This window comes from Venatoribacter cucullus (genome assembly GCF_016132445.1).
Classification (GTDB): Bacteria; Pseudomonadota; Gammaproteobacteria; order Pseudomonadales; family Oceanobacteraceae; genus Venatoribacter; species Venatoribacter cucullus.
The window spans coordinates 1-23,321 of record NZ_CP046056.1 but is presented as its reverse complement, the minus strand read 5'-3'; the positions used below and the strand labels follow the sequence as shown (position 1 = coordinate 23,321).

Sequence of the window (23,321 nt, the reverse complement as noted above, 5' to 3'; positions counted from 1 at the left end):
ATGCACTTTTCCATGATCGCCCGCATTCTTGGCATTCTGCTGATGCTGTTCAGCCTGACCATGCTGCCGCCGATTCTGGTGTCGATGTGGTACGACGATGGTGCCACCGAAGCCTTTGTCACCGCCATGGTCATGATTTTCGGCATCGGTTTTACCAGCTGGCTGCCGGTGCGGCAGGTGCGGCAGGAGCTGCGTACCCGCGACGGCTTTTTAATTGCTGCGCTGTTCTGGCTGACCCTGGGACTGGCCGGCACCCTGCCCTTTATGATCTCTGACAATCCTGGCCTGAGCTTCGCCGACGCCTTCTTTGAATCGCTGTCGGGCTGGACCACCACCGGCGCCACGGTGATGACCGGGCTGGAATTCCTGCCCAAGTCCATTCTCTGGTATCGCCAGCAGCTGCAGTGGCTGGGCGGTATGGGCATTATCGTTCTGGCCGTCGCCATTCTGCCAATGCTGGGCATCGGTGGTATGCAGCTGTACCGGGCGGAAATGCCCGGGCCGATGAAAGACACCAAACTCACCCCGCGCATTGCCGAAACCGCCAAGGCGCTCTGGTATGTGTACGCTGGCCTTACCCTCAGCTGCGGCCTGGCGTATTGGGCCGCCGGCATGGATGGCTTTGATGCGGCAGTACACAGCTTCTCAACGGTCGGTATTGGCGGGTTTTCCACCTACGATGCGTCCATTGGCCATTTCAACAGCGCCGTGATTGAAGGCATCTGCGTCTTTTTTATGCTGGTGGCGGCGATGAATTACTCGCTGCACTTCTTTGCCTGGCGCAATAAAAGCCTCAGCCATTATCTGCAGGACCCGGAAATCCGCTTTTTCCTGCAGATTATGGCCGGCGGTGCGGTATTAACCGTCGTTGCGCTGTGGCTGACCAATACCTACGGCTTTCTGGATTCGCTGCGCTACGGCATTTTCGAGCTGGTGTCCGTGGCCAGCACCGCCGGCTTCAGCACCGCCGACTTCTCCAGCTGGCCGGTCTTTCTGCCGGTACTGCTGTTTATGATGGCCTTTATTGGTGGCTGTACCGGTTCCACCGGCGGCGGTATGAAAGTGATCCGCGTGCTGTTGATTTATAAGCAGGGCGTGCGCGAAGTGCGGCGTCTGATTCACCCCAACGCCATCATGCCGGTGAAACTCGGCAAACGAGCGGTGCCGGATCGCGTGCTGACCGGTGTATGGGGGTTTTTCTCGGTTTATATCGTCACCTTTATGGTGATGATGCTGGCCTTAATGGCCACCGGCATGGATCAGGTCACGGCCTTTTCCGCCGTTGGTTCCTGTCTGAATAACCTCGGCCCCGGGCTGGGCGATGTGGCCGCTCACTACGGCAATATTTCCGATACCGCCAAATGGCTGCTGGCACTGACCATGCTGCTGGGCCGACTGGAAATTTTTACCCTGCTGGTGCTGTTAAGCCCCACCTTCTGGCGCAGCTGAGCGCCTTTTCTTCCTATCTGTAACGCAACAGGAGTCTGCATGCTTGCGCATTACCGCCAGCAATGGTTTTCCAATATCCGTGGCGACATTTTGTCCGGTACCGTGGTGGCGCTGGCGCTGATCCCGGAAGCCATCGCGTTTTCTATTATTGCCGGCGTGGACCCCAAAGTGGGCCTGTACGCCTCCTTCTGTATTGCCGTTGTGATTGCTTTTGTGGGGGGACGTCCGGGCATGATTTCCGCCGCCACCGGCGCCATGGCGCTGCTGATGGTGACGCTGGTAAAAAACCACGGGCTGGAATACCTGCTGGCCGCCACGCTGTTAACCGGCGTGCTGCAGATCGGTGCCGGCTATCTGAAGCTCGGTAATCTGATGCGCTTTGTGTCGCGTTCGGTGGTTACCGGCTTTGTGAACGCGCTGGCGATTCTGATTTTTATGGCTCAGCTGCCGGAGCTGACCAACGTCACCTGGCATGTGTACGCCATGACCGCCGCCGGGCTGGGCATTATTTACCTGTTCCCCTATGTGCCGAAGATCGGCACCCTGCTGCCGTCCCCACTGGTGTGCATTCTGGTCCTGACTGCGGTGGCGATGGTACTGGGACTGGATATCCGCACGGTGTCCGATATGGGCGAACTGCCCGACACCCTGCCGGTGTTTCTGTGGCCGGATGTGCCGCTGACGCTGGAAACCCTGTGGATCATTCTGCCCTATTCCGCCTCGCTGGCCGCCGTGGGCCTGCTGGAATCCATGATGACCGCCACCATTGTCGATGAACTGACCGACACCGACAGCGACAAAAATCAGGAATGCAAAGGCCAGGGCATCGCCAACATTGGTGCCGGCTTAATGGGCGGCATGGCCGGCTGCGCCATGATTGGCCAGTCCATCATCAACGTGAAATCCGGTGGCCGCGGCCGCTTATCGGCCTTTACCGCCGGCCTGCTGTTGTTGCTGATGGTGGTGTTTTTATCCGACTGGGTGGGGCAGATTCCGATGGCCGCATTGGTGGCGGTGATGATTATGGTATCGATCGGTACCTTCTCCTGGGAATCCATTACCAATCTGAAGACGCACCCGTTGTCGACCAATATTGTGATGCTGGCCACCGTGGTGGTGGTGGTCTTTACCCACAATCTGGCGCTGGGCGTGTTTACCGGAGTGCTGCTGGCGGCGCTGTTCTTTGCCAATAAAATCGGCCGTTTTATGGTGGTCAAAACCGAGCAAACCGAACCCGACACCCGTGTTTATAACGTAATTGGCCAGGTGTTCTTTGCGTCATCCGATGCCTTCAGCCGGTCGTTCGACTTTAAAGAAGCACTGCCCAATATCCGCATTGATCTGACCCAGGCGCATTTCTGGGATATCACGGCGGTGTCGGCGCTGGATAAAGTGGTGATCAAATTCCGCCGCGAGGGTGCTACGGTTGAGCTGATCGGTATGAACGCCGCCACCGCCACCATCGTCGACCGCTTTGGCGTCCATAATAATCCGCAGGAAGTTGAAAAACTGCTGGGCGGCCACTGAGCCGGTATAAGGAGAATATGATGAGCAACCACATTATTGTCTGTATTGATGGCTCACCGGTGGCCCGTTCTGTGTGTGCTGCCGCCGCCTGGGTCAGCCAGCGGCTGGACGCGCCGCTGCGCTTACTGCATGTGTTGGAAAAAGACCCGTACCATCACGACAATCTGTCCGGCAGCATTGGTCTGGGCGCCCGCGAGCAGCTACTGAAGCAACTGACCGAACTGGACGAGCAGCGCGCCAAACTGGCGCTGGAACATGGCCGTCACCTGCTGGAAGACGCCGCTCACATCGTGCGCGAACAGGGCGCGGTGGCGGTGGAAACCGTGCAGCGGCATGGCGGCGTGGTCGATACCCTGCTGGAGCAACAGGCCGATACCCGCGTACTGGTGCTGGGCCGTCAGGGCGAAGGCCATGCCAGCCTGGATCACACCTTGGGCTCGCACCTGGAAGCGCTGATCCGCGGCGTGCAAAAACCCATTCTGGTGACCGTGGGTGAATTTACCGCCCCGCGCGCTTTTGTGGTGGCCTTCGATGGCAGTGAAACGGCCCAGCGGGCACTGAACGCCTATGCACAAAGCCCGTTGCTGAAGGGATTACCCTGCCATCTGGTGATGGTTGGCCATACCAATGACGAGCATGGGGCCAAACTGCAACACGCCGCCGACATTCTGCGTTCACGTGATTTTGAGGTCACCGTGGCGCATCTGCAGGGTGACGTCCCGGCAACCCTGACGGCCTATCAGCAGGAGCACGATATTGGTCTGATGGTGATGGGTGCTTACGGGCATTCCCGCCTCCGCCAGTTCTTTGTCGGCAGCCATACCCGCACCATGGTCAGCCAAAGCGATATTCCGTTATTGCTGCTGCGCTGATGCTGGGGGGTTAGGCGGGGCGCTGGCGACCGGGCCATCGCCCGGCAGCCAGCCGCTGCGTGATCAGGCCGGTTCGGCCGCTGCGGTTACCGCTTCGGTCTCTGCCGGCGCGACAATCTTAACGCCGACCGTGCTGATGCGACTGCCTACCATATCGCGGATGGTCAGGGTGACATCCCCCAATACCAGCACCGCGCCAGGTTCTTTGACCTCAAGCCGTTGCTGCAGAATATCATCCAGACTGAGGTAGCCTTCCAGTCCCAGCTCAATCCCATAAGAATGCGCCAGATCAGCCACCCGGGTGATGCCCTTTAAACGCAGCTCGGTATCCGGTAACTCGGTGCGAAAAGCGGCCTCGGCCTCAGAAAACACGCAGTCAACAAAAGCCCGCACGTCCGGACGCAACACCACAAATAAATGATCGCCGTTTTTCAGCACGGTTGAACCACGCGGCGGAATAACCTCTTTATCACGGGTAATCATGGCGACCACCGTGCCATCGGGGAGAGCCGTTTGCGACAAGCGCCGGCCGGCGGCACGGGCGCGGTCACCCAGGGTGTATTCCACAATATCCGCATCAACATCACCCAGCGCGGTAATTTCCAGCGTCGCCGCCGGCGCCGCCGGAGGTATTTCAGTCAGCCGCAGCTTCCGGGCCATATAGGGCAAGGTGGAGCCTTGCACGGTTGCCGACAGCAGCACCACGAAAAACACCACGTTAAAAATCAGGTCAGCCCCGGGCAGGTTATACATGAGCGGGAAAATCGCCAGGATAATGGGCACGGAACCGCGCAAGCCAACCCAGGACACCAGGGTGATCTCACGGGTGTTAAAGCCACTGAGCTTCAGAACCGGAATAACCGCCAGCGGCCGGGCAATGAAAATCAGTACCAGAGCAATCATCAACCCTTCAAGCCACACGTCAAACAGTGACTCAGGCTTGATCAGCAAGCCCAGCATCACGAACATCGTGATCTGGCTGAGCCAGGCCAGACCGTCGTTAAACAAAAAGGTGCTGCGCTGAAAAACAAAGCGGCTGTTACCAATGACCACGCCGGCCAGGAATACCGCCAGGAAGCCACTACCACCCAGATTGGCCGCCGCGCCAAAGGCAAGCAAACCGCAGCTGGCCACCATTACCGGGTACAGCCCCGTCGCCACCAGCTGAATGCGATTAATCAGCTGTACGGCCAACCAACCCACCCCCAGGCCGACCAGCCCACCTATGCCCATCTGCTTAATCAGCAGCATCAGCAAACCAGTACCAGGCTGCAGGCCATTCACCAGAATTTCCAGCAGGCCAACAGTGAGAAAGATCGCCATCGGGTCGTTGGAAGCACTTTCAATTTCCAGCGTGGCTTTCAGGCGTTCATTAATATGGACACCGGCATTACGCAGCAATGAAAAAACCGCTGCGGCGTCAGTAGAACCGACAATGGCGCCCAGCAACAGTCCCTCAAGCAACGGCAGATTTAAAATCCAGGCCGCCGCCAGCCCCGTAACAGCCGCCGTGACCATCACGCCGACTGTCGCCAGGACCGATGCTGGTTTCCAGACCCGGCGAATGGAGGCCACCGGTGTTTGCAAACCGCCATCGAACAAAATCAGTGCCAGTGCCAGCGTCCCCAGTGCATGCGCCGAGGAGGCATTATCAAAAGCAATACCGCCAATGCCACCCTCGCCCGCCAGCATGCCCACCAACAGGAAGAACACCAGCATCGGCAAGCCAAGACGGGCCGATAATTTACTGGACATAATACCGAGCAGGATCAGTACGGCAGCAAGTAAAATTAATTGATCAATAACAAACATCGGGATACCGAATTATAGATTTGAGGGTGGCGGAACAAGACCGCCGCAGGCAGCCAAAACCGCCATACAGAGGCGTACGGCTGGCTCAGCGCCCGAACACAGAAATGTGCGAAAAAAATATAACGAAATCGCCGGCAACGCAAAAGGAAGTGTCATCGCACTCCGGCATTTTTGTAACGGTTAATACCGCCCTCACTGTCCGGGCTGGTTTTGAAACGCTTGTAGGTCCACTGATACTGCGCCGGACACACAGCCACACAGCGCTCAATGGCTTCGTTCATGGCGGTGGCTGAGGTGCGGGCATCGTCGCTGTAGATATCGTCACTGGCTTGCAGGAAATGCACCTCAAAGCCCTGCGCATCCGGCAACCGTTGCGCAAAAGCGAAAATGGCCAGCGCCCCGGTTTTCTGCAGCAGATCATGGGGCAACTTCGGCGTTAAGGTTTCCACACCCATAAACGGCGCAAACACACCGCTCTGCCGCTTGGGTTCCTGATCCGGCAGAATACCCACCACGCCACCGGTATCCAGCGCCCGGAATAACGCCATTACACCACCCCGGGTGGTCGGTACCAGCGTAATACCGGTCTGTTCACGGCTGCTTAACATCCAGCGATCCAGTACCGGGTTTTTGGCCGGCCGGTACATGGCGGTTATCGGCGTGTGCAGGGTCATCAGGTGGTTCAGCACTTCCCAGTTGCCGTGATGGGGCACACACAGCAACACACCGCGGCCGGACTGCAGCGCATCGGTCAGAATATGCTGGTTATGTACCTTACGGATCAGCTGGCGGCCTTTTTCCGGTGAAGCACCCCACATGGCGCCCATTTCCGCCGCGGATTTACCGCTTTCCTCCAGCACCTCGCGCAGCAGTTCCTGCTGCCCGGCCCCGGCCAGTTGCGGATACACCAGCTGCAGGTTGACCCGCGCCACATCACGGGAGCGGTTACGGAAGCGCAGCAACAGCCGGCCCAGACCGACACCAATACGTTGTGCAACCGGAAACGGAATGCGGCCAATCAGACGCAATAACCCGACAATCAGATACCCCACGAATGTCTTCACGTTCTCTGCCCTTTACTGATAACCGCGCCAGTGTAACCGCTGGCCCTGCTCTGGCAAGTTCAAAGAGACTTGCCGGATGTGCATGGTGTTCATAGGCAGGCTGCCGTCTCCGTCACGGCAAGCGCCGCTGGCTCTGCTAAAATTGCCGCACTAACCACAGAAACCGACTTATGCTGAATATTGAACAGGCTCTGCAGAACAAACGCATTCTGATCATCGACGATCTGGTGCAGGCGCGCAGCTCGCTGAAAAAAATGGTGACGTTACTGGGCGCCACCCAGATTGATACCGCCACCAATGGCCGCGAAGCCTCACAACGGATCATGGAGCATGAGTACGATATTGTGCTGTCCGACTACAACCTGGGCCGTGGCAAGGATGGCCAGCAGGTATTGGAGGAAGCCCGCTACTGCAACCGCCTGAAATCCACCGCGCTGTTTATTCTGGTTACCGGCGAAAATGCCGTCGACATGGTGATGGGGGCTCTGGAGTACGAGCCGGACAACTACATCACCAAGCCCTTCACCCTGAATATGCTGCGCGAGCGGCTGATCCGCATTCTGGCCACCAAACAGGAAATTCTGCCCATCGATCTGGCCATTGATGCCGGTAATCCCGATGAAGCCATTGCTCTGGCCACGGCGATGCTGGCGGAAAAACCCCGCCTGCTGATGCCGCTGACCCGCATTCTGGGCAAGCTGTACCTGCGCCAGAAACGCTACCAGGACGCCCTGCAGACCTACCAGAAACTGCTGGAAAAACGTCCGGTCGGCTGGGCGCAAATGGGGCAGGCGGTGTGCCTGCATCTGCTCGGCGATTCCCGCAGCGCGCTGGCCTTGTTGCAGCAAACGCTGCTCGCTCACCCCATGTATGTGCAGTGCCACGACTGGTGCGCCACCATTCTGCTGAGCATGGGGGAACCCCTGAAAGCGCAACAGGAGCTGCAGAAAGCGGTGGCCATTTCCCCCAAAGCCGTGCTGCGGCAAATGGAGCTGGGCCGCATCGCCTACGATAACGGTGACTTCCCGGTGGCTGAGGCCGCCTTTGAGCAGGCTATCCGGCTGGGGCGTTATTCCTGCTACAAAACCTCCTCCAACTACCTGCAGTTTGTCGACGCCGTGCGGCAGTCGCTGGCCAACAGCAACGCCCAGGCCAACAGCCGTGAACTGCGGCAGCTGTCCGACAAAGCCTTCAAAGCCATTGAAGAGCTGCGCCAGGATTACGCCGGTGAGGACGATATTATGTTCGCCACCTGCATTACCGAAGGCAAAACCTGGCAGGTGCTGGGCGATGAAGAAAATTGCCGGCAGGCAGCCCAGCGGGCTGAAGAAATATTGCTGCGGCTGAAGAAGCCCACGCTCGATCAGCAGCTGCAGATGACCGAGGCTTATATTGATACCCAGCAGCACGTCAAAGCCAAAAATCTGCTGCTGCAGCTGAAAGACAGCGGCGCCGATGAAAGCGCCCTGCAGCAGATCAACGCGCTGGAAGAAAACCTGAATAAAATGGTTATCCGCGATCATACCGCCGCGCTCAATACCCAGGGCGTCAGCTGCTATGAAAAGAAAGACTTTGCCAGTGCCGTGGCCGCTTTCGACGAAGCCGCCGCCTACGAGGAAGCCGGTATCAGCGTGTTGCTGAACGCCATTCAGGCCAAAATCAGCCTGGTCGAAACCACGCAAATGGATGTCGGACAACTGAAAGATTGTTACCGCTACTTTCAGCGCATCGGCAAAGTGGGCGAAACGGATGAGCGCTTTGAACGCTATGAACGTCTGAAAAATACCTTTCTGCGCCTGAAACGGGCTGCCGGTCTGTAACCGGTTAAGGAGCAAGGATGAGATTTGAACAACTGGTCGCGGCCGTCGTCCACGATCTTAAAAATCAGCTGCAGGCCCTGCTGGATTACGAACAGGAAGCACTGGCACGCATTCCGAAGCGTTACCACAGCCATCTGCGCCCTATTCTGCAGCGCACCACCCGCCTGAAGAACGACACCATGCAAATGATGTCGCTGTTCAGTATGGAGCAAAACCAACAGTTTCCGATGGATGACGCCTGGCCGTTCGATACCGTCACCGATGCCATTGAGGCCACCAGCCTGCAGTTTCCAACCCTGCAGTTTGAAAACCGTATTGATGAAAACAGTCAGGGCTTTTACAACGAAAACCTGCTGCAGCTGGCATTGGTTACCCTGATCACCAACAGCGCCCAGGCCGGCGCCAGTGAAGTGACCATCAGCGCGGATGACCAGGCCGGCTTAACCCTGACCGTGGAAGATAATGGCCATGGTTTTGACCCCCGGGTACTGGACGGTGAAAAGAACACCACCAAAAATGAAGGCACCGGGCTGGGGCTGTATTTTGTGCAGCTGATTGCCGAACGGCATGGCAACGACCAGCAACGGGGCCGGGTAGAATACGGCAACCGCCCGCAGGGCGGCGCCTTTGTGAGTATTTACTTACCCTGAGCCTCGGGAGCCTCACTCTGCAGCATGGTGTCATGCTCGGCCAGATTCCAGGGTAACTGACCGGGCGAGACGTGCAGGAAGTGCAGGTAATTTTCAAACTGATCCAGCACATCGCGGATCACCTCATGGGCGTCACAACCGTACAGGTCATAACCCAGGCTGCCCGGCCGCAGGAAGACTTCGGCGCGGAAATACTGGTCATCCGCTGTCAGCTCCCGTTTCAGCTCCAGCGCCATAAAGTCCGGTAAAGGCAACGATGTACGGCGGATTTCATAGAGAAAGTCCACGTATTCATCCCGCTGTACCTGCAGCCAGACCCGCCCGAACTCTTCATCGGCGTGGGTTTCGGCGTGCCAACCTAGCCGCGTCAGCTCCAGCTGCACTTCATTCAGCGCATGCTGTGCCGGCCCCTGAATAAACTGGTTTACCCGCGTTTCATCGGGGAAATCCACCAGCCCGGCCAGACGGTTACGCCACTGCGTACGGCGATAATTGGGGCGGGTCTGCGCCTGCGCACTCTGCAGACTGCTGCCACGATGGCCTTCAATCACCAGCGCCCGCCACATACCTACCATCGCAATCAGCATAATAATGGCAAAGGGTAAGGCGCTGGCGATGGTCATGGTCTGCAATGCATTCAGACCACCGGCCAACAGTAAGACAGCCGCAATCAAACCTTCCAGCGTGGCCCAGAACACCCGCTGCCAGGCGGGCGTAACCAGCGCGCCACCGGATGCCAGCGAATCAATCACCAGCGAGCCGGAATCCGACGAGGTAACAAAGAAGGTAATAATCAGAAAGACCGTGATCAGTGATAAAAATGACGACCAGGGCAGGTGCTCGTAAAACGCAAAAATGGCTACCGCATGATCGGCCTGCACATCCCCCACCAGGCTGTGTACGCCCTGCTGCATAATCATCCACAGCGCGGTATCACCAAAAATGGAAAACCACAAAAAGGTAAACACCGTGGGTACCGCCAGCACCCCGAACACAAACTGGCGGATGGTGCGGCCACGGCTGATCTTGGCAATAAACAGCCCGACAAAGGGCGCCCAGGCGATGGTCCAGCCAAAAATAAACAGCGTCCAGTTACCGATCCAGTCGCTGCGCGAATAAGCCTGCAGGTTAAAGGTACGGGCCACCAGTCCGCTTAAATATGCACCGGTGTTCTGCAAAAAGGTTTCCAGGACATGAATGGTCGGCCCGGCCAGAAAGACCACCAGCATCAGAAAGACGGCCAGCCCCATATTCAGGATGGACAGATTTTTCACGCCTTTATCCAGACCCGCCACCACCGAGGCCGTTGCCGCCAGGGTAATCAGGGCAATGGCAATCACCTGCACGGTGGTGCTGACCGGAATGGACGGCCACAAATAATTCAGGCCGGCATTAATCTGCGTTACCGATAACCCCAGCGACGTGGCCAGACCAAACATGGTGCCGAGAATGGCAAACACATCCACCAGATGCCCGGGCCAGCCATAAATCCGCTCACCGATCAGCGGGTACAGCGCCGAACGGATCGACAGCGGTAACCCATGCCGGTATGCGAAATACGCCAACACCAGACCAACCAGACCGTAGATGGCCCAAATATGCACACCCCAGTGGAAATAGGCGATCTGCATGGCCTGACGGGCGGCATCCACCGTTTCGCCAGCGCCCTGTGGCGGCTGCGAATAATGCAGTACCGGTTCGGCCACCCCAAAGAACAGCAGTGCAATGCCGTAGCCAGCGGAAAACAACATGGCAAACCAGGCCGGAAAGCTGTACTGCGGCTCAGAATGCTCCGGGCCCAGGCGGATTTTGCCCCAGTCTGATACCGCGACCACGACGATAAAGACCAGAAAAATGGCCACCGCCAGCATATAAAACCAGCCGAAATGTACCGTAATCCAACTCAGCGTCGCACTGAAAGCGTCGCTGGCAGCCTGTGGCTGGGCAATGGTGCCGACGATCAGCAGAAAGGCCACCACAATGGTGGGAATAAACACCGGCAGCAGTACGGTTGACTGAAATCCCTTGCGTTCAGCAAGCATGATTTTTCTCTCCATCGTCTGTTGTGCTTTTTACCCTGACAAAGTCTGCCGCTGATAACAACCCCGAAGGTCTGTCATACCGGCCCGGCGCTGGTATAATCGCGCGTCTTTATTTATTCGCGAACAGCGCGCCGGGCACGATAAGCCTGCCCCACGGCGCCAACACAGGAATTCCACCGTGAGTCAGAGTCGCCACAACATCAAAACCTTTCAGGGCTTAATTGCCGCCCTGCAGGAATACTGGTCCGAACAGGGCTGTGTGATTAACCAACCCCTCGATATGGAAGTGGGTGCCGGTACCTTCCACACCGCCACGTTCCTGCGCGCCATTGGCCCGGAAAACTGGGCCTCGGCTTATGTGCAGCCCAGCCGCCGTCCGACCGATGGCCGTTATGGCGAAAACCCCAACCGTCTGCAGCACTACTACCAGTTCCAGGTGGTAATGAAGCCGAACCCGGTGGATATTCAGGAAAAATACCTGGAATCACTGCGCGTAATGGGTGTTGATCCGCTGGTGCACGATATCCGCTTCGTCGAAGACAACTGGGAATCGCCCACGCTGGGGGCCTGGGGCTTAGGCTGGGAAGTGTGGCTGAACGGTATGGAAGTGACCCAGTTCACCTACTTCCAGCAGGTGGGCGGCCTGGAATGTTTCCCGGTAACCGGTGAAATTACCTACGGTCTTGAGCGTATCGCCATGTACCTGCAGGAAGTGAATTCCGTGTACGACCTGGTGTGGACTTACGGCCCGGACGGCAAAGCCGTGACCTACGGCGATGTGTTCCATCAGAACGAAGTGGAGCAATCCACCTACAACTTTGAATACGCCGACGTCGACTTCCTGTTCACCGCCTTCAACCAGTACGAAAAAGACTGCAAGCGTCTGATTGAAGCCGGTCTGCCGCTGCCCGCTTACGAGCAGGTACTGAAAGCCTCGCACACCTTCAACCTGCTGGATGCCCGTGGGGCGATTTCCGTGACCGAGCGTCAGGGTTACATCCTGCGCGTGCGCACCCTGGCCCGCTCTGTCGCTCAGGCCTACTTCGACAGCCGCGCCGAAAAAGGTTTCCCGCTGGCGGATGCCGCCAACCGTGCCGACGTGCTGGCCCGCTATGAAGCCCAGAAGGCCGAGAAAGAAGCCCAGGAGAAGAAGTAATGAGTGCACAAGATTTTCTGGTTGAACTGGGTACCGAAGAGCTGCCACCGAAGGCGCTGAAAACCCTGTCCGATGCTTTTACCGCCGGTATTGAGCAAGGCCTGCAAGACGCCGGCCTGAACTTCGGCGCAGTAGTGTCATTCGCCGCGCCGCGTCGTCTGGCCGTGCGCATCGAAGCACTCGAAGCCCGGCAGGCCGATCAGGAAGAAACCATCTACGGCCCACCGGCCAACATCGCCTACGACGCCGACGGCAAGCTGACCAAAGCCGCTGAAGGCTTTGCCGCCCGTGCCGGCGCCACGGCTGCTGATCTGAAAACCGCCCCGGATTCTGACAAAAAGAACGCCGGCAAACTGATGATTCAGCGCACCATCAAAGGTAAGAGCACCGTTGAGCTGCTGCCGGCCATCGTGCAGAACAGCCTCGACAAGCTGCCGATTCCCAAGCGTATGCGCTGGGGTGCTTCGCGGGTGGAATTCGTGCGTCCGGTGCAGTGGCTGGTGATGCTGTTCGGTTCTGAGGTAGTTAACGGCGAAGTGCTGGGCCTGAAAGCCGGCAATACCAGCCGTGGTCACCGCTTCCACGCACCAGCGCCGTTGGTACTGAACGCACCGTCTGAATACGAAAGCAAACTGCGCGCCGCCTATGTGATGGCCGACTTTGCTGAACGCGCCGCACTGATCAAAGAACAGGTTACCGCGGCCGGTAAGAAGCTGGGTGGCGAAGCCATCATCGGCGACGACCTGCTCAACGAAGTGACCGCGCTGAACGAATGGCCGGTAGCACTGGCGGGTTCGTTTGATGAATCTTTCCTGCGCGTGCCGCCGGAAGCGCTGGTGTCGTCCATGAAAGAACACCAGAAATACTTCCACGTAATGAAAGACGGCAAACTGATGCCGAACTTCATCACCATCGCCAACATCGAGTCGAAAGACCCGGCGCAGGTGATTTCCGGTAACGAGAAAGTGATCCGTCCACGTCTGTCCGACGCCGCCTTCTTCTGGGACACCGACCGCAAGCAGCCACTGGCCAGCCGTTTCCCGAAACTGGAAAACGTGGTGTGGGTGAATGGTCTGGGCTCTGTGGCCGATAAAACCCGCCGCATCAGCGCGCTGGCGACCAGAATCGCCGAGCGTCTGGGTGCGGACGAAGTGATGGTGCAACGCGCCGCCCACCTGTGCAAAAACGATCTGGTGTCCAATATGGTCGGCGAATTTGCCGAAATGCAGGGGCTGGCCGGTAAATACTACGCCGAGCACGATGGCGAGCCGGCCGACGTCGCCGCCGCCATGGTTGAACAGTACATGCCGGCCTTCGCCGGTGACGCACTGCCTGCCACCACCACCGGTACCATGATCGCACTGGCCGACCGTCTCGACAGCCTGGTGGGTCTGTTTGGCATCGGCCAGATTCCGACCGGTTCCAAAGACCCGTTCGCCCTGCGTCGTGCGTCTCTGGGCGTGCTGCGTATTCTGGTTGAGAAACAAATCGACATCGATCTGGGCGACCTGATCGGCTGGGCACTGGAAAGCGGCTGGTCGGCAGAACTCAAAGCCGATACCAAAGCCACCCTGACTGAATACCTGCTGGATCGTTTCAGCGCCTGGTACGCCGACGAAGGCATCCCGGCTGGCGTATTCCAGTCCGTGCGGGCTCTGGGCATCACCAACGCGCTGGATATCAACCGCCGCGTACAGGCCGTGCACCAGTTCGGCAAACTCGACGCCGCAGAAGCACTGGCCGCCGCCAACAAGCGCGTGTCCAACATTCTGGCCAAGAATGGCGGCGATAAAGTCGTGGCCAATGTAAGTGCCAACTTACTGCAACAGGCGGAAGAAAAAGCCCTGGCCGAACAGGTTGCCGCCAAGCAGCAGGCCGTTGCCCCGCTGATGGCCAAAGGCGACTACAGCGCCGCCCTGACCGAACTGGCCGGCCTGCGCGCCGTGGTCGACAGCTTCTTCGACAACGTAATGGTGATGGCCGACGACGACGCGGTGAAAAACAACCGTCTGGCACTGCTGAAGCAGCTGCAGGCGCTGTTTATTGGTATTGCGGATATCGGTCTGCTGCAGGGTTAAGCCTGGCGCTGGTACTTCGCACAAACGGGAGTCGCTGCACAGCGCTCCCGTTTTTTGTGTAAGGAAAGAAAATGAAACTGATTATTCTAGACCGCGACGGCGTGCTGAACGAAGACTCCGACGCCTTTATCAAAACCACCGATGAGTGGATTCCACTGCCCGGCAGTGCCGAAGCCGTCGGCCGTTTAACTCAGGCCGGTTACACCATTGCCATCGCCACCAACCAGAGCGGTGTGGCGCGCGGCTATTTCAGCCTGGAAACCCTGCAGGCGATGCACGACAAAATGGCGGCACTGGCGGCGGAACACGGTGGCAAATTTGCCCACATCGCTTTCTGCCCGCACGGCCCGGATGACGATTGCGATTGCCGTAAACCCCTGCCGGGGCTGATTCAGCAGATTGAGCAGGCGCTGGGCGTATCGGCCAAAGGCAGCTGGATGGTGGGTGATTCGATCCGCGATCTGGAAGCCGGCGTGGCGGCGGGTTGTCAGCCGGTACTGGTACGCACCGGCAAGGGAGCGAAAAGCGAAGCCAAACTGGCCGACGCGCATCTGAGCAAGGCGCTGGTGTTCGATGATCTGGCCGGATTTGCTGATTACCTGCTGAATAATCAACAGTAATCGATATAAGCCGGCTTACTATTCCTTAAAAGAACAAGTATCAGGCGATCAGGTTAACGGGAAGCAGCGACAGAAGTGGTATAAAGATTGTCGCTGTTTCCGTTGGTAACTCACTTATGTCCAGCTTATCGTCTTCTGCCACTACGCCACTGAATCCCTTATACGTTCTGCGTACCCTGGTTTTTTACATCACCCTGGCACTGATTACCCTGCTGTGGTTTCCGCCCAGCCTGCTGGCCGGTTTATTTCTGCCACTGAAGGCCCGTAATCGCGTCATCATGGTGGTTTACTGCCATATGGCGATGTGGGCCGCACGACTCATCTGCGGGCTGCGCTGGCAGGTACAGGGGTTGGAAAACGTACCGCAGGATGGTCGCGGCTATGTGCTGCTAAGCAAACACCAGAGCAGCTGGGAAACCTTCTTTCTGCCGCTGATTCTGGCGCCGCACGTACAGGTGGTAAAACGCGAGCTGGCCTATCTGCCGGTGTTTGGCTGGGCGCTGAATATGATTCAGCCGATTTTTATCGACCGCAGCCAGAAAACCAATGCCCTGAAACAGGTGCTGACCCAGGGCGCCGATCGTCTGGGCAAAGGAATTCATGTGCTGGTGTTTCCGGAAGGCACCCGGGTGCCACCGGGTAAGCGCAAAGTATTCTCGAAAGGCGGTGCTATGCTAGCCACCAAGACCGGGGCACCGGTGCTGGCCATTGCCCACAATTCCGGCGAACACTGGCCCAATAACAGCTGGATCAAACGCCCTGGCACCATTCAGGTGGTGATCAGCCCGGTGATTGAAACCACCAGCCTCAGTACCGCCGAACTGAATGAGCAAACCGAACGCTGGATTAACGAGCAGGTGGATAGGGTTTCTGCCACGCCGTTTCAGGGCGAATACAGCGAGGCTGAAAGCAGCGGTAAGCGCTTCTGATCAGAACTCGAAACTGAACGTCAGGCTGGTAACGCTGCTGTCATCTGCGGACTGGTAAAACGCCCCCAGCGAATAACCACTGAAGTCGATATCCGCACCCAGCTGTATTCCCAGATAGGGGTCAAAGTCGTATTCGCTGCTGGTCACGCCAGCGGCACTGTTGGTATCGGTTGATGCACTACCCAGCAGCACAGCATTCAGAATCAGATAAGGCGTAATACCTGCTGCATCATTGATAACGAACCGCTTCTGGATAGAAGCCATTGCAGGCACCGTGGTGATGTAGGTTTCGGAATAGATATCCAGCGCCGTTGATTCAAATTCCGTGTACAAATAATTTAAGCCGATACCCAGTGCGACAGCGGCGCCGCCGTCCAGCATACGCTCAATGCCGGCCATAGCGGCCAAGCCACTCATATACACATTACCGGTATCATCTTCACCGGTGACAAAACCCAACGAACCAAACAAACCGTCCTGTTTAGTCAGCAGATTGAGGTTTAACAGGCTGAATTCCGTATCCTCAATTTCAACCAGGGTATAACCGACACTGCCTTTGTTAATGCGCTCTCCGGGTGCAGCCACACTGGTGATGGGTGGTGGCGAAAAGCTGAACGAAATATTGCCTTCGGCATAGGTGCTGGGCACGTAGGCAGAAACCAAAACGGCGGCTGCCAGAAAACTGATTTTATCGTTATTCATAGAGATCGTCCGTTGGTGAGTACCCAAGAACAATAGTGCCGTTTTTTTTGCTGTCCTAATTCACAATAAGTATTTGAATTTCATGCACATAAAAAACCCCCGCATTGCTGAGCAATACAGGGGTTTTGATTGTTCCACGTGGAACAACCGGTCACCAAGCGGATCAGAAATCCAGGTTGGCGACGTTCAGGGCGTTGGCTTCAATAAAGGCGCGGCGCGGTTCAACCTCATCACCCATCAGGGTGGTGAACATCTTATCAGCGCCGATGGCATCATCGATGGTCACGCGCAGCATACGGCGTGAGGCCGGATCCATGGTGGTTTCCCACAGCTGTTCCGGGTTCATCTCCCCCAGACCTTTATAGCGCTGAATGTTGAAGCCTTTTTTCGCTTCACTCAGCAGCCACTGGATCGCATCCCAGAAGTCGTTAATAACAAAGGTACGCTCACCACGCTGAATGAATGCACCTTCTTCCAGGGTAGCGGCCAGTGTTTCACTCATGGTGGCTAACTTGTTATAGCCAGAACCAGTGAAGAAATCATGATCCAGCGGGTAATCTCGCGGACTGCCGTGAGTAATCACTTTCACCAGCACTTTGTGGCTGTTGCGCTCCTGGTCTTTACTCAGTTCAACGTGGAAGTGGGTACCACTGCGGCCAGCATCGGGCAACGAGGCATTCAGCTGGTCAACCCAGGCCTGGGCCTTGCTGGCATCGGCCAGATCAGCGGCGGTCAGGCGTGGCAGCGTCACCATCAGATGCAGCACTTCACGCGGGGCCAGATTACCCATACGGGTAACGGTTTCCTGGGTGGCACGGTAATCGGCAACCAGCTGAGCAAAGGCCTCATCGCTGATGGCCGGGGCTTCTGGGGCCGGATGCAGCGCGGCTTTATCCAGCGCCACATTGGTCAGGTAGCTTTCCATGGCTTCTTCGTCCTTGATGTACTGCTCCTGCTTGCCGCGTTTGATCTTGTACAAGGGCGGCTGAGCAATAAAGACGTGGCCACGTTCGATAATTTCCGGCATCTGACGGAAGAAGAAGGTCAACAGCAGCGTACGAATGTGCGCACCGTCGACGTCGGCGTCGGTCATGATGATGATGCTGTGGTAACGCAGCTTGTCCGGGTTGAACTCTTCGCGGCCAATACCGCAGCCCAGCGCTGTAATCAGGGTGCCGACCTCAGCGGAGGACAGCATCTTGTCGAAGCGGGCTTTCTCGACGTTCAGAATCTTACCTTTCAGCGGCAGAATGGCCTGCGTACGACGGTCACGGCCCTGCTTGGCTGAACCCCCCGCAGAGTCACCCTCCACCAGGTAAATTTCCGACAATGCCGGGTCTTTTTCCTGACAGTCGGCCAGCTTGCCGGGCAGGCCAGCGATATCCAGCGCGCCTTTACGACGGGTCATTTCGCGGGCTTTACGCGCCGCTTCACGGGCACGGGCAGCGTCGATCATCTTACCAACCAGATCTTTGGCCTGCTGTGGGAATTCCAGCAGGTAATCGGCAAATAAGCGGCCCATTTCCTGCTCAACTGCCGTTTTGACTTCACTGGAGACCAGCTTGTCTTTGGTCTGTGAGCTGAATTTCGGGTCCGGTACTTTCACCGAAATAATGGCGGTTAAGCCTTCCCGGGCGTCGTCGCCAGTGGTGGCCACCTTGGCTTTTTTATCCAGACCTTCGGCCGTGATGTAGGTGTTCAGGGTGCGGGTCAGAGCGGCACGGAAGCCCGCTAAGTGAGCACCACCATCGCGCTGCGGAATGTTATTGGTGTAGCAGTAGATGTTTTCCTGAAAGCCATCGTTCCACTGCATGGCGACTTCCACACCAATGCCGTCTTCACGCTGAATATTGAAGTGGAAGACGTCATTCAGGGCGGTTTTGCCTTCGTTCAGGTATTTAACGAAAGAACCCAGGCCACCCTCGAACTGGAATACATCTTCTTTATCGCTGCGCTCATCCTTCAGATGAATGCGCACACCGGAGTTCAGGAACGACAGTTCACGCAGACGCTTGGCCAGGTAGTCGAAGCTGAATTCGGTTTTGGTAAAGGTCTGCTTGGACGGCAGGAAACGAATGGTGGTGCCCTTCCCTTCGGTCACACCCACTTCTTTCAGCGGGTAATCCGGCACACCATGGGTGTATTCCTGCTCAAACACTTTGCCCTTACGGCGAATGGTCATTTTCAGCTTTTCAGACAGCGCGTTTACCACGGAAACGCCCACGCCGTGCAGACCGCCGGACACCTTATAGGAGTTGTCGTCGAATTTACCGCCGGCGTGCAGTACGGTCAGGATAACCTCAGCCGCTGACACGCCCTCTTCCGGGTGAATATCAGTCGGAATACCACGGCCGTTGTCGGCCACAGAGACGGAATTATCTTCATGGATGACCACATCCACCTGATCACAGTGGCCGGCCAGGGCTTCGTCGATGGAGTTATCCACCACTTCGAACACCATGTGATGCAGGCCGGTACCATCGTCGGTATCCCCGATGTACATGCCCGGACGTTTGCGGACGGCATCCAGCCCTTTCAGGACTTTAATACTCGACGAGTCGTAACTCTGCTCACTCATTCGGTGTTCCTCTTGATTGATCAATACCTGCTAACCACAATTTCTTATTGCGCTGGGCCAGTCAGGAAAATGCTTGGGGTCAGGCGGTCGCCGGGGAATCTTCGCTTATTATTCCCTGTTCCACGTGGAACACTTTGCTGGCGACGGGTTGCCAGATATCCGTCAGCTTGTCTTTATCAATACTGGTAATAAAGACCTGACATTTTAAGTCTTCCAGCAGCTTACATAAAGCGAAACGGTGCTTTTCATCCAGTTCTGAGGCCAGATCATCCACCAGGTAAATGGTGCGGCGGCCGCTCTCCTGCTGGAACAATGCCCCCTGGGCAATCTTCAGCGCCGCGACCACCGTTTTCTGCTGGCCACGGCTGAGTATTTCAGCGGCAGGCTGCTTATCCACCTTAATGCGCAGCTCGGCCCGGTGTGGCCCGGATTGGGTATAACCCAGCGCCAGATCCCGCTCCTGTTGCTTATTCAGTACGTCGTTCAGTTCGCTGTCGCGATCCCAGCCCGGGTAGTAGGCCAGCTGCACCTGAATGCTATCGTCCAGCTGCTGGAGAATGCGTTCAAACTCGGGCTTAAAGCGCTTCAGATAGGTGCGCCGGTAGTTATCAATAACGGCCGCACTTTCAGCAAAGGTCTGGTTCCACACTGGCAGCCACTGCAGTTCTTTTTCTTTCAGCACTGCGTTGCGTTGTTTGAGTTGTTTACGGAACACTTTCCAATGCTCGATAAACTTTTGTTCCACGTGGAACACACCCCAGTCGATAAACTGGCGGCGTTCTTCCGGCGAACCGGATAACAACTTAAAGGTGGTGGGTTCAATAACCTGCACCGGCAACCATTGCGCCGCTTCCGTTTGTGCCGTTAATACCGAGCCATTCAGTTTCAGCAGGTTATCGCCCGATTTCAGCCGCAGACTATCCAGCTGACACTGGCCCAGTGCTTCATCCTCAATATCGAACACCAGCTCGATACGATCAGCATCCTGAGCCTGTACATGCTTCAGCTGAGAGGTGCGGAACGACTTCCCGGTGGCCATTAACACAATGGCTTCGAGAATGCTGGTTTTACCGGAGCCGTTGGCACCGTAAATAAAATTCACACCGGGATGAAGGGTAAGATCCAGCGGCTGCAGATTGCGCACGCCGCGGATTTTAAGCTGCCGGATGGGCATAGAGACTTCTCATAAGAAGGACACCTGGGGAAAACGTCCTCGAGGCAGCCAGGGCAAGGCAAAAACAGGTGAATAAGCGCAGTTTATGTGTCATAAATATTCGCTCCGCTCACCCTTCGGGCCAAACTGACGTTTGTTCTGGCACAAGCCAGTGAGCATTATGAACCTGTTTTTAACGACGCGATGGCAACGCAGATAGTTTTCCCTTAACTACAGGCGCATCGGCATAACAACGTACATAGCATCACCACCTTCCGGCTCTTCCAGCAACGCGCTGCTGTTAGCGTCAGACAGGGTCATTTTGACCAGGTGCGAATCCAGTACGCCCATTACGTCCTGCAGGTAAGAAACGTTAAAGCCCATTTCCAAAGCATCGCCACGGTATTCTACCGCCAGGGATTCTTCGGCTTCTTCCTGTTCCGGGTTGTTGGCCAGAACCTTCAGCAGGTCGGTTTCCAGTACCAGGCGGACACCGCGGTATTTCTCGTTAGAGAGAATCGCGGTGCGGTTAAAGACATGACGCAGTTCATTACGGTCAGCCAGCAGAATATTGCTGCCGTTTTTCGGAATAACGCGGGTGTAATCCGGGAATTTGCCGTCTACCAGCTTCGAGGTAAAGGTGAAATTTTCGGTATGGGCACGCAGGTGATTGCTGCTGAGCGCCAGGGTTACTGAGGCTTCCGGGTCGGCCAGCAATTTGGCCAGTTCCAGCACGCCTTTACGCGGCAGAATAATCTGCTGGGCGGTATCCGGGCCGGCAATTTCGGCTTTGCAGGTGGCCAGACGGTGGCCGTCGGTCGCAACGGTACGCAGACCATTGCTGCTGACTTCGAACAGCATGCCGTTCAGGTAGTAACGGACATCCTGCTGCGCCATGGCGAAGCTGGTGCGTTCAATAACACGACGCAGGGCGCTCTGGGCCAGCGTAAAGCTTTGTTCACCGGAAATGTTTTCCACATTGGGGAATTCACTGGCTGGCAGCGTAGACAGGGTTGAGCGGTAACGGCCAGAGCGGACAATAACGCGCTGATCGTCCTGTTCAATTTCAATCTGAGAGCCATCCGGTAATGAGCGGCAGATATCCATCAGTTTTTTGCCGGGCACGGTGATTTCACCTTCCTGGCCAACTTCTTCCAGCATCACACGGCCGACCAGTTCAACTTCCAGATCGGTACCGGTCAGGGATAATTGCTGCCCCCGCAGTTCCAGCAGTACGTTAGACAATACCGGCAGAGTCTGGCGTTTTTCCACCACGCCGGCCACCAATTGCAAAGGACGTAACAGGGCTTCCCTGGCGATAACGAATTTCATGGCTCTCCACTCTTCAGGTTGTCAATGAACGCAGCAGGTTCTTATAGTCTTCACGGATATCTGCACTGGATTCCTGCAGTTCTTTAATTTTGCGGCACGCATGCAACACCGTCGTATGATCACGACCACCAAAGGCATCGCCGATTTCCGGCAAACTGTGATTGGTCAGTTCTTTACTCAGAGCCATCGCCACCTGACGGGGACGGGCAATGGAGCGGGTGCGGCGCTTAGATAATAAATCAGCCATCTTGATTTTGTAATACTCGGCAACGATTCGCTGAATATTGTCGATGCTGACCTGTTTATCCTGCAGGGCAATAAGATCTTTCAGGGTTTCTTTAATAAACGGCAGGGTAATTTCGCTGCCGGTAAACTGGGCGTTGGCCACCACCCGCTTCAGGGCACCTTCCAGTTCACGCACGTTGGAACGGATTTTCTGGGCAATAAAAAAAGCCGCATCACTGGGCAGATCAATACCGGTTTCTTCGGCCTTTTTCATCAGAATGGCGACCCGGGTTTCCAGCTCCGGCGGTTCAACCGCCACCGTTAAACCCCAGCCAAAGCGGGATTTAAGGCGCTCTTCCAGACCATTGATTTCTTTCGGATAACGGTCGCAAGTCAGAATCATCTGCTGCCCGCCTTCCAGCAAGGCATTGAAAGTGTGAAAAAACTCTTCCTGCGAGCGGTCTTTACCAGCAAAAAACTGAATATCGTCAATTAATAACGCATCCAGGCCGCGGTAAAACCGTTTGAATTCGTTAATGGCTTTCAGCTGTAGCGCCTTAACCATGTCCTGCACAAAGCGCTCAGAATGCACATACAGCACTTTGGCGTTGGGATTTTTACTGAGCAGATAATTGCCCACCGCATGCATTAAGTGGGTTTTACCCAGACCAACGCCACCGTATATAAAAAGGGGGTTGTAGGAACCACCGGCATTTTCAGCCACCTGACGGGCAGCGGCGTGGGCCAGCTGGTTGGATTTACCTTCAACAAAGCTCTTAAAGGTAAAGGAAGGGTTCAGGAAACTCTGGTGTTTTACCCCACCCTCAACCTGAACTTCACGGCGGCTGCGCGGCGCTTCTGTATTAAATGAAGCAGGTTCCAGCAGAACTTCCTCAACCGGATCGGGTGAGGCAAATACATAACCTTCGGTGTTACCGGAAAAATTATCCGGAGCTGCAGCCGGACGCTGAGGTGCGGATGAAGGCACAACCAGCTGCGGGCGGAACATCGGCTGCGCTTCACCCACGGTGAGTTCCACCCGGGTGATACGGCCATTATTAAGATCGGACAGGATTTCCTGAATACGCTGCAGATACTTATCTTTTACCCAATCACGGACGAAGCGGTTGGGCGCACTTAACACCAGCTGTCCACTGGTATCATCAGCCAGCAAAGGGCGTATCCATGTGTTGTACTGCTGAGCCGGAAGCTCATGTTGCAGTTGTCCCAGGCAGTCTTGCCACAGTGCTGTCAGTGCCACTTCAGTTATCCGTCGGTATTCAGGCGAGCCGCACATTCTAACTGAGGGGGG

The 23,321-nt window shown here is 56.5% G+C and carries 17 protein-coding genes; 9 read left to right on the top strand and 8 right to left on the bottom strand.

Annotated features, from left to right (window positions below):
• The 3 genes from GJQ55_RS00085 to GJQ55_RS00075 are packed head-to-tail and all read left to right on the top strand — an operon-like array spanning position 1 to position 3,848.
• Positions 1-1,449 (top strand): TrkH family potassium uptake protein, encoded by a 1,449-nt coding sequence (locus GJQ55_RS00085; protein WP_228345478.1) that lies wholly within the window; start codon positions 1-3, stop codon positions 1,447-1,449.
• A 39-nt stretch (positions 1,450-1,488) separates the two neighbouring features.
• A complete protein-coding gene (locus GJQ55_RS00080; RefSeq protein WP_228345477.1) occupies positions 1,489-2,976 on the top strand; it encodes a SulP family inorganic anion transporter in 1,488 nt (495 codons plus the stop codon).
• A 20-nt stretch (positions 2,977-2,996) separates the two neighbouring features.
• Positions 2,997-3,848 (top strand): universal stress protein, encoded by an 852-nt coding sequence (locus GJQ55_RS00075; protein WP_228345476.1) that lies wholly within the window; start codon positions 2,997-2,999, stop codon positions 3,846-3,848.
• 63 nt (positions 3,849-3,911) lie between these two features.
• Here GJQ55_RS00075 and GJQ55_RS00070 read toward each other — a convergent pair whose 3' ends face one another.
• Entirely contained in the window at positions 3,912-5,660 is a 1,749-nt protein-coding gene (locus tag GJQ55_RS00070) for a potassium/proton antiporter (RefSeq protein ID WP_228345475.1), read from the bottom strand.
• 152 nt (positions 5,661-5,812) lie between these two features.
• Positions 5,813-6,724: a lysophospholipid acyltransferase family protein gene (locus GJQ55_RS00065; protein ID WP_228345474.1), complete on the bottom strand. Its 912-nt coding sequence runs from the start codon at positions 6,722-6,724 to the stop codon at positions 5,813-5,815.
• A gap of 170 nt (positions 6,725-6,894) precedes the next feature.
• Between GJQ55_RS00065 and GJQ55_RS00060 the strand changes: the two genes are divergently transcribed.
• Positions 6,895-8,544 (top strand): response regulator, encoded by a 1,650-nt coding sequence (locus GJQ55_RS00060; protein ID WP_228345473.1) that lies wholly within the window; start codon positions 6,895-6,897, stop codon positions 8,542-8,544.
• Positions 8,545-8,561: 17 nt separating this feature from the next.
• Positions 8,562-9,194: a sensor histidine kinase gene (locus GJQ55_RS00055; protein ID WP_228345472.1), complete on the top strand. Its 633-nt coding sequence runs from the start codon at positions 8,562-8,564 to the stop codon at positions 9,192-9,194.
• On the opposite strand, the gene GJQ55_RS00050 is transcribed toward GJQ55_RS00055, so the two are convergent.
• Positions 9,182-11,236 carry a BCCT family transporter gene (locus tag GJQ55_RS00050; RefSeq protein ID WP_228345471.1) on the bottom strand — a complete coding sequence of 685 codons (2,055 nt, stop codon included), beginning with the start codon at positions 11,234-11,236 and terminating at the stop codon, positions 9,182-9,184. The two genes, GJQ55_RS00055 and GJQ55_RS00050, sit on opposite strands and share 13 nt — an antisense overlap.
• A 178-nt stretch (positions 11,237-11,414) precedes the next feature.
• Between GJQ55_RS00050 and glyQ the strand changes: the two genes are divergently transcribed.
• The 4 genes from glyQ to GJQ55_RS00030 all read left to right on the top strand — a co-directional run bounded on the left by glyQ (position 11,415) and on the right by GJQ55_RS00030 (position 16,019).
• On the top strand, positions 11,415-12,392 hold the full coding sequence (glyQ, locus tag GJQ55_RS00045) for a glycine--tRNA ligase subunit alpha (RefSeq protein ID WP_228345470.1): 978 nt from the start codon (positions 11,415-11,417) through the stop codon (positions 12,390-12,392).
• A complete protein-coding gene (glyS, locus tag GJQ55_RS00040; protein ID WP_228345469.1) occupies positions 12,392-14,470 on the top strand; it encodes a glycine--tRNA ligase subunit beta in 2,079 nt (692 codons plus the stop codon). The genes glyQ and glyS overlap by 1 nt, the downstream gene beginning before the upstream one ends.
• 71 nt (positions 14,471-14,541) lie before the next feature.
• Positions 14,542-15,090, top strand: coding sequence for a D-glycero-beta-D-manno-heptose 1,7-bisphosphate 7-phosphatase (gene gmhB, locus GJQ55_RS00035; RefSeq protein WP_228345468.1), 549 nt, complete (start codon positions 14,542-14,544; stop codon positions 15,088-15,090).
• 116 nt (positions 15,091-15,206) lie between these two features.
• Entirely contained in the window at positions 15,207-16,019 is an 813-nt protein-coding gene (locus GJQ55_RS00030; RefSeq protein WP_228345467.1) for a lysophospholipid acyltransferase family protein, read from the top strand.
• Here the strand turns inward: GJQ55_RS00030 and GJQ55_RS00025 are convergent, their stop codons facing one another.
• The 5 genes from GJQ55_RS00025 to dnaA all read right to left on the bottom strand — a co-directional run bounded on the left by GJQ55_RS00025 (position 16,020) and on the right by dnaA (position 23,306).
• Entirely contained in the window at positions 16,020-16,721 is a 702-nt protein-coding gene (locus tag GJQ55_RS00025; protein WP_228345466.1) for a hypothetical protein, read from the bottom strand. It lies immediately after the preceding gene.
• A gap of 163 nt (positions 16,722-16,884) precedes the next feature.
• Complete coding sequence (gyrB, locus tag GJQ55_RS00020) at positions 16,885-19,299, bottom strand: DNA topoisomerase (ATP-hydrolyzing) subunit B (protein WP_228345465.1); 2,415 nt, start codon at positions 19,297-19,299, stop codon at positions 16,885-16,887.
• A gap of 79 nt (positions 19,300-19,378) precedes the next feature.
• The gene (gene recF, locus GJQ55_RS00015) at positions 19,379-20,473 is read right to left on the bottom strand and encodes a DNA replication/repair protein RecF (protein WP_228345464.1); all 1,095 of its coding nucleotides are present in this window, start codon (positions 20,471-20,473) and stop codon (positions 19,379-19,381) included.
• Positions 20,474-20,683: 210 nt separating this feature from the next.
• The gene (gene dnaN / locus GJQ55_RS00010) at positions 20,684-21,784 is read right to left on the bottom strand and encodes a DNA polymerase III subunit beta (RefSeq protein WP_228345463.1); all 1,101 of its coding nucleotides are present in this window, start codon (positions 21,782-21,784) and stop codon (positions 20,684-20,686) included.
• Positions 21,785-21,797: 13 nt separating this feature from the next.
• The gene (dnaA, locus tag GJQ55_RS00005; RefSeq protein WP_228345462.1) at positions 21,798-23,306 is read right to left on the bottom strand and encodes a chromosomal replication initiator protein DnaA; all 1,509 of its coding nucleotides are present in this window, start codon (positions 23,304-23,306) and stop codon (positions 21,798-21,800) included.
• Between the last annotated feature and the right edge of the window lie 15 nt (positions 23,307-23,321).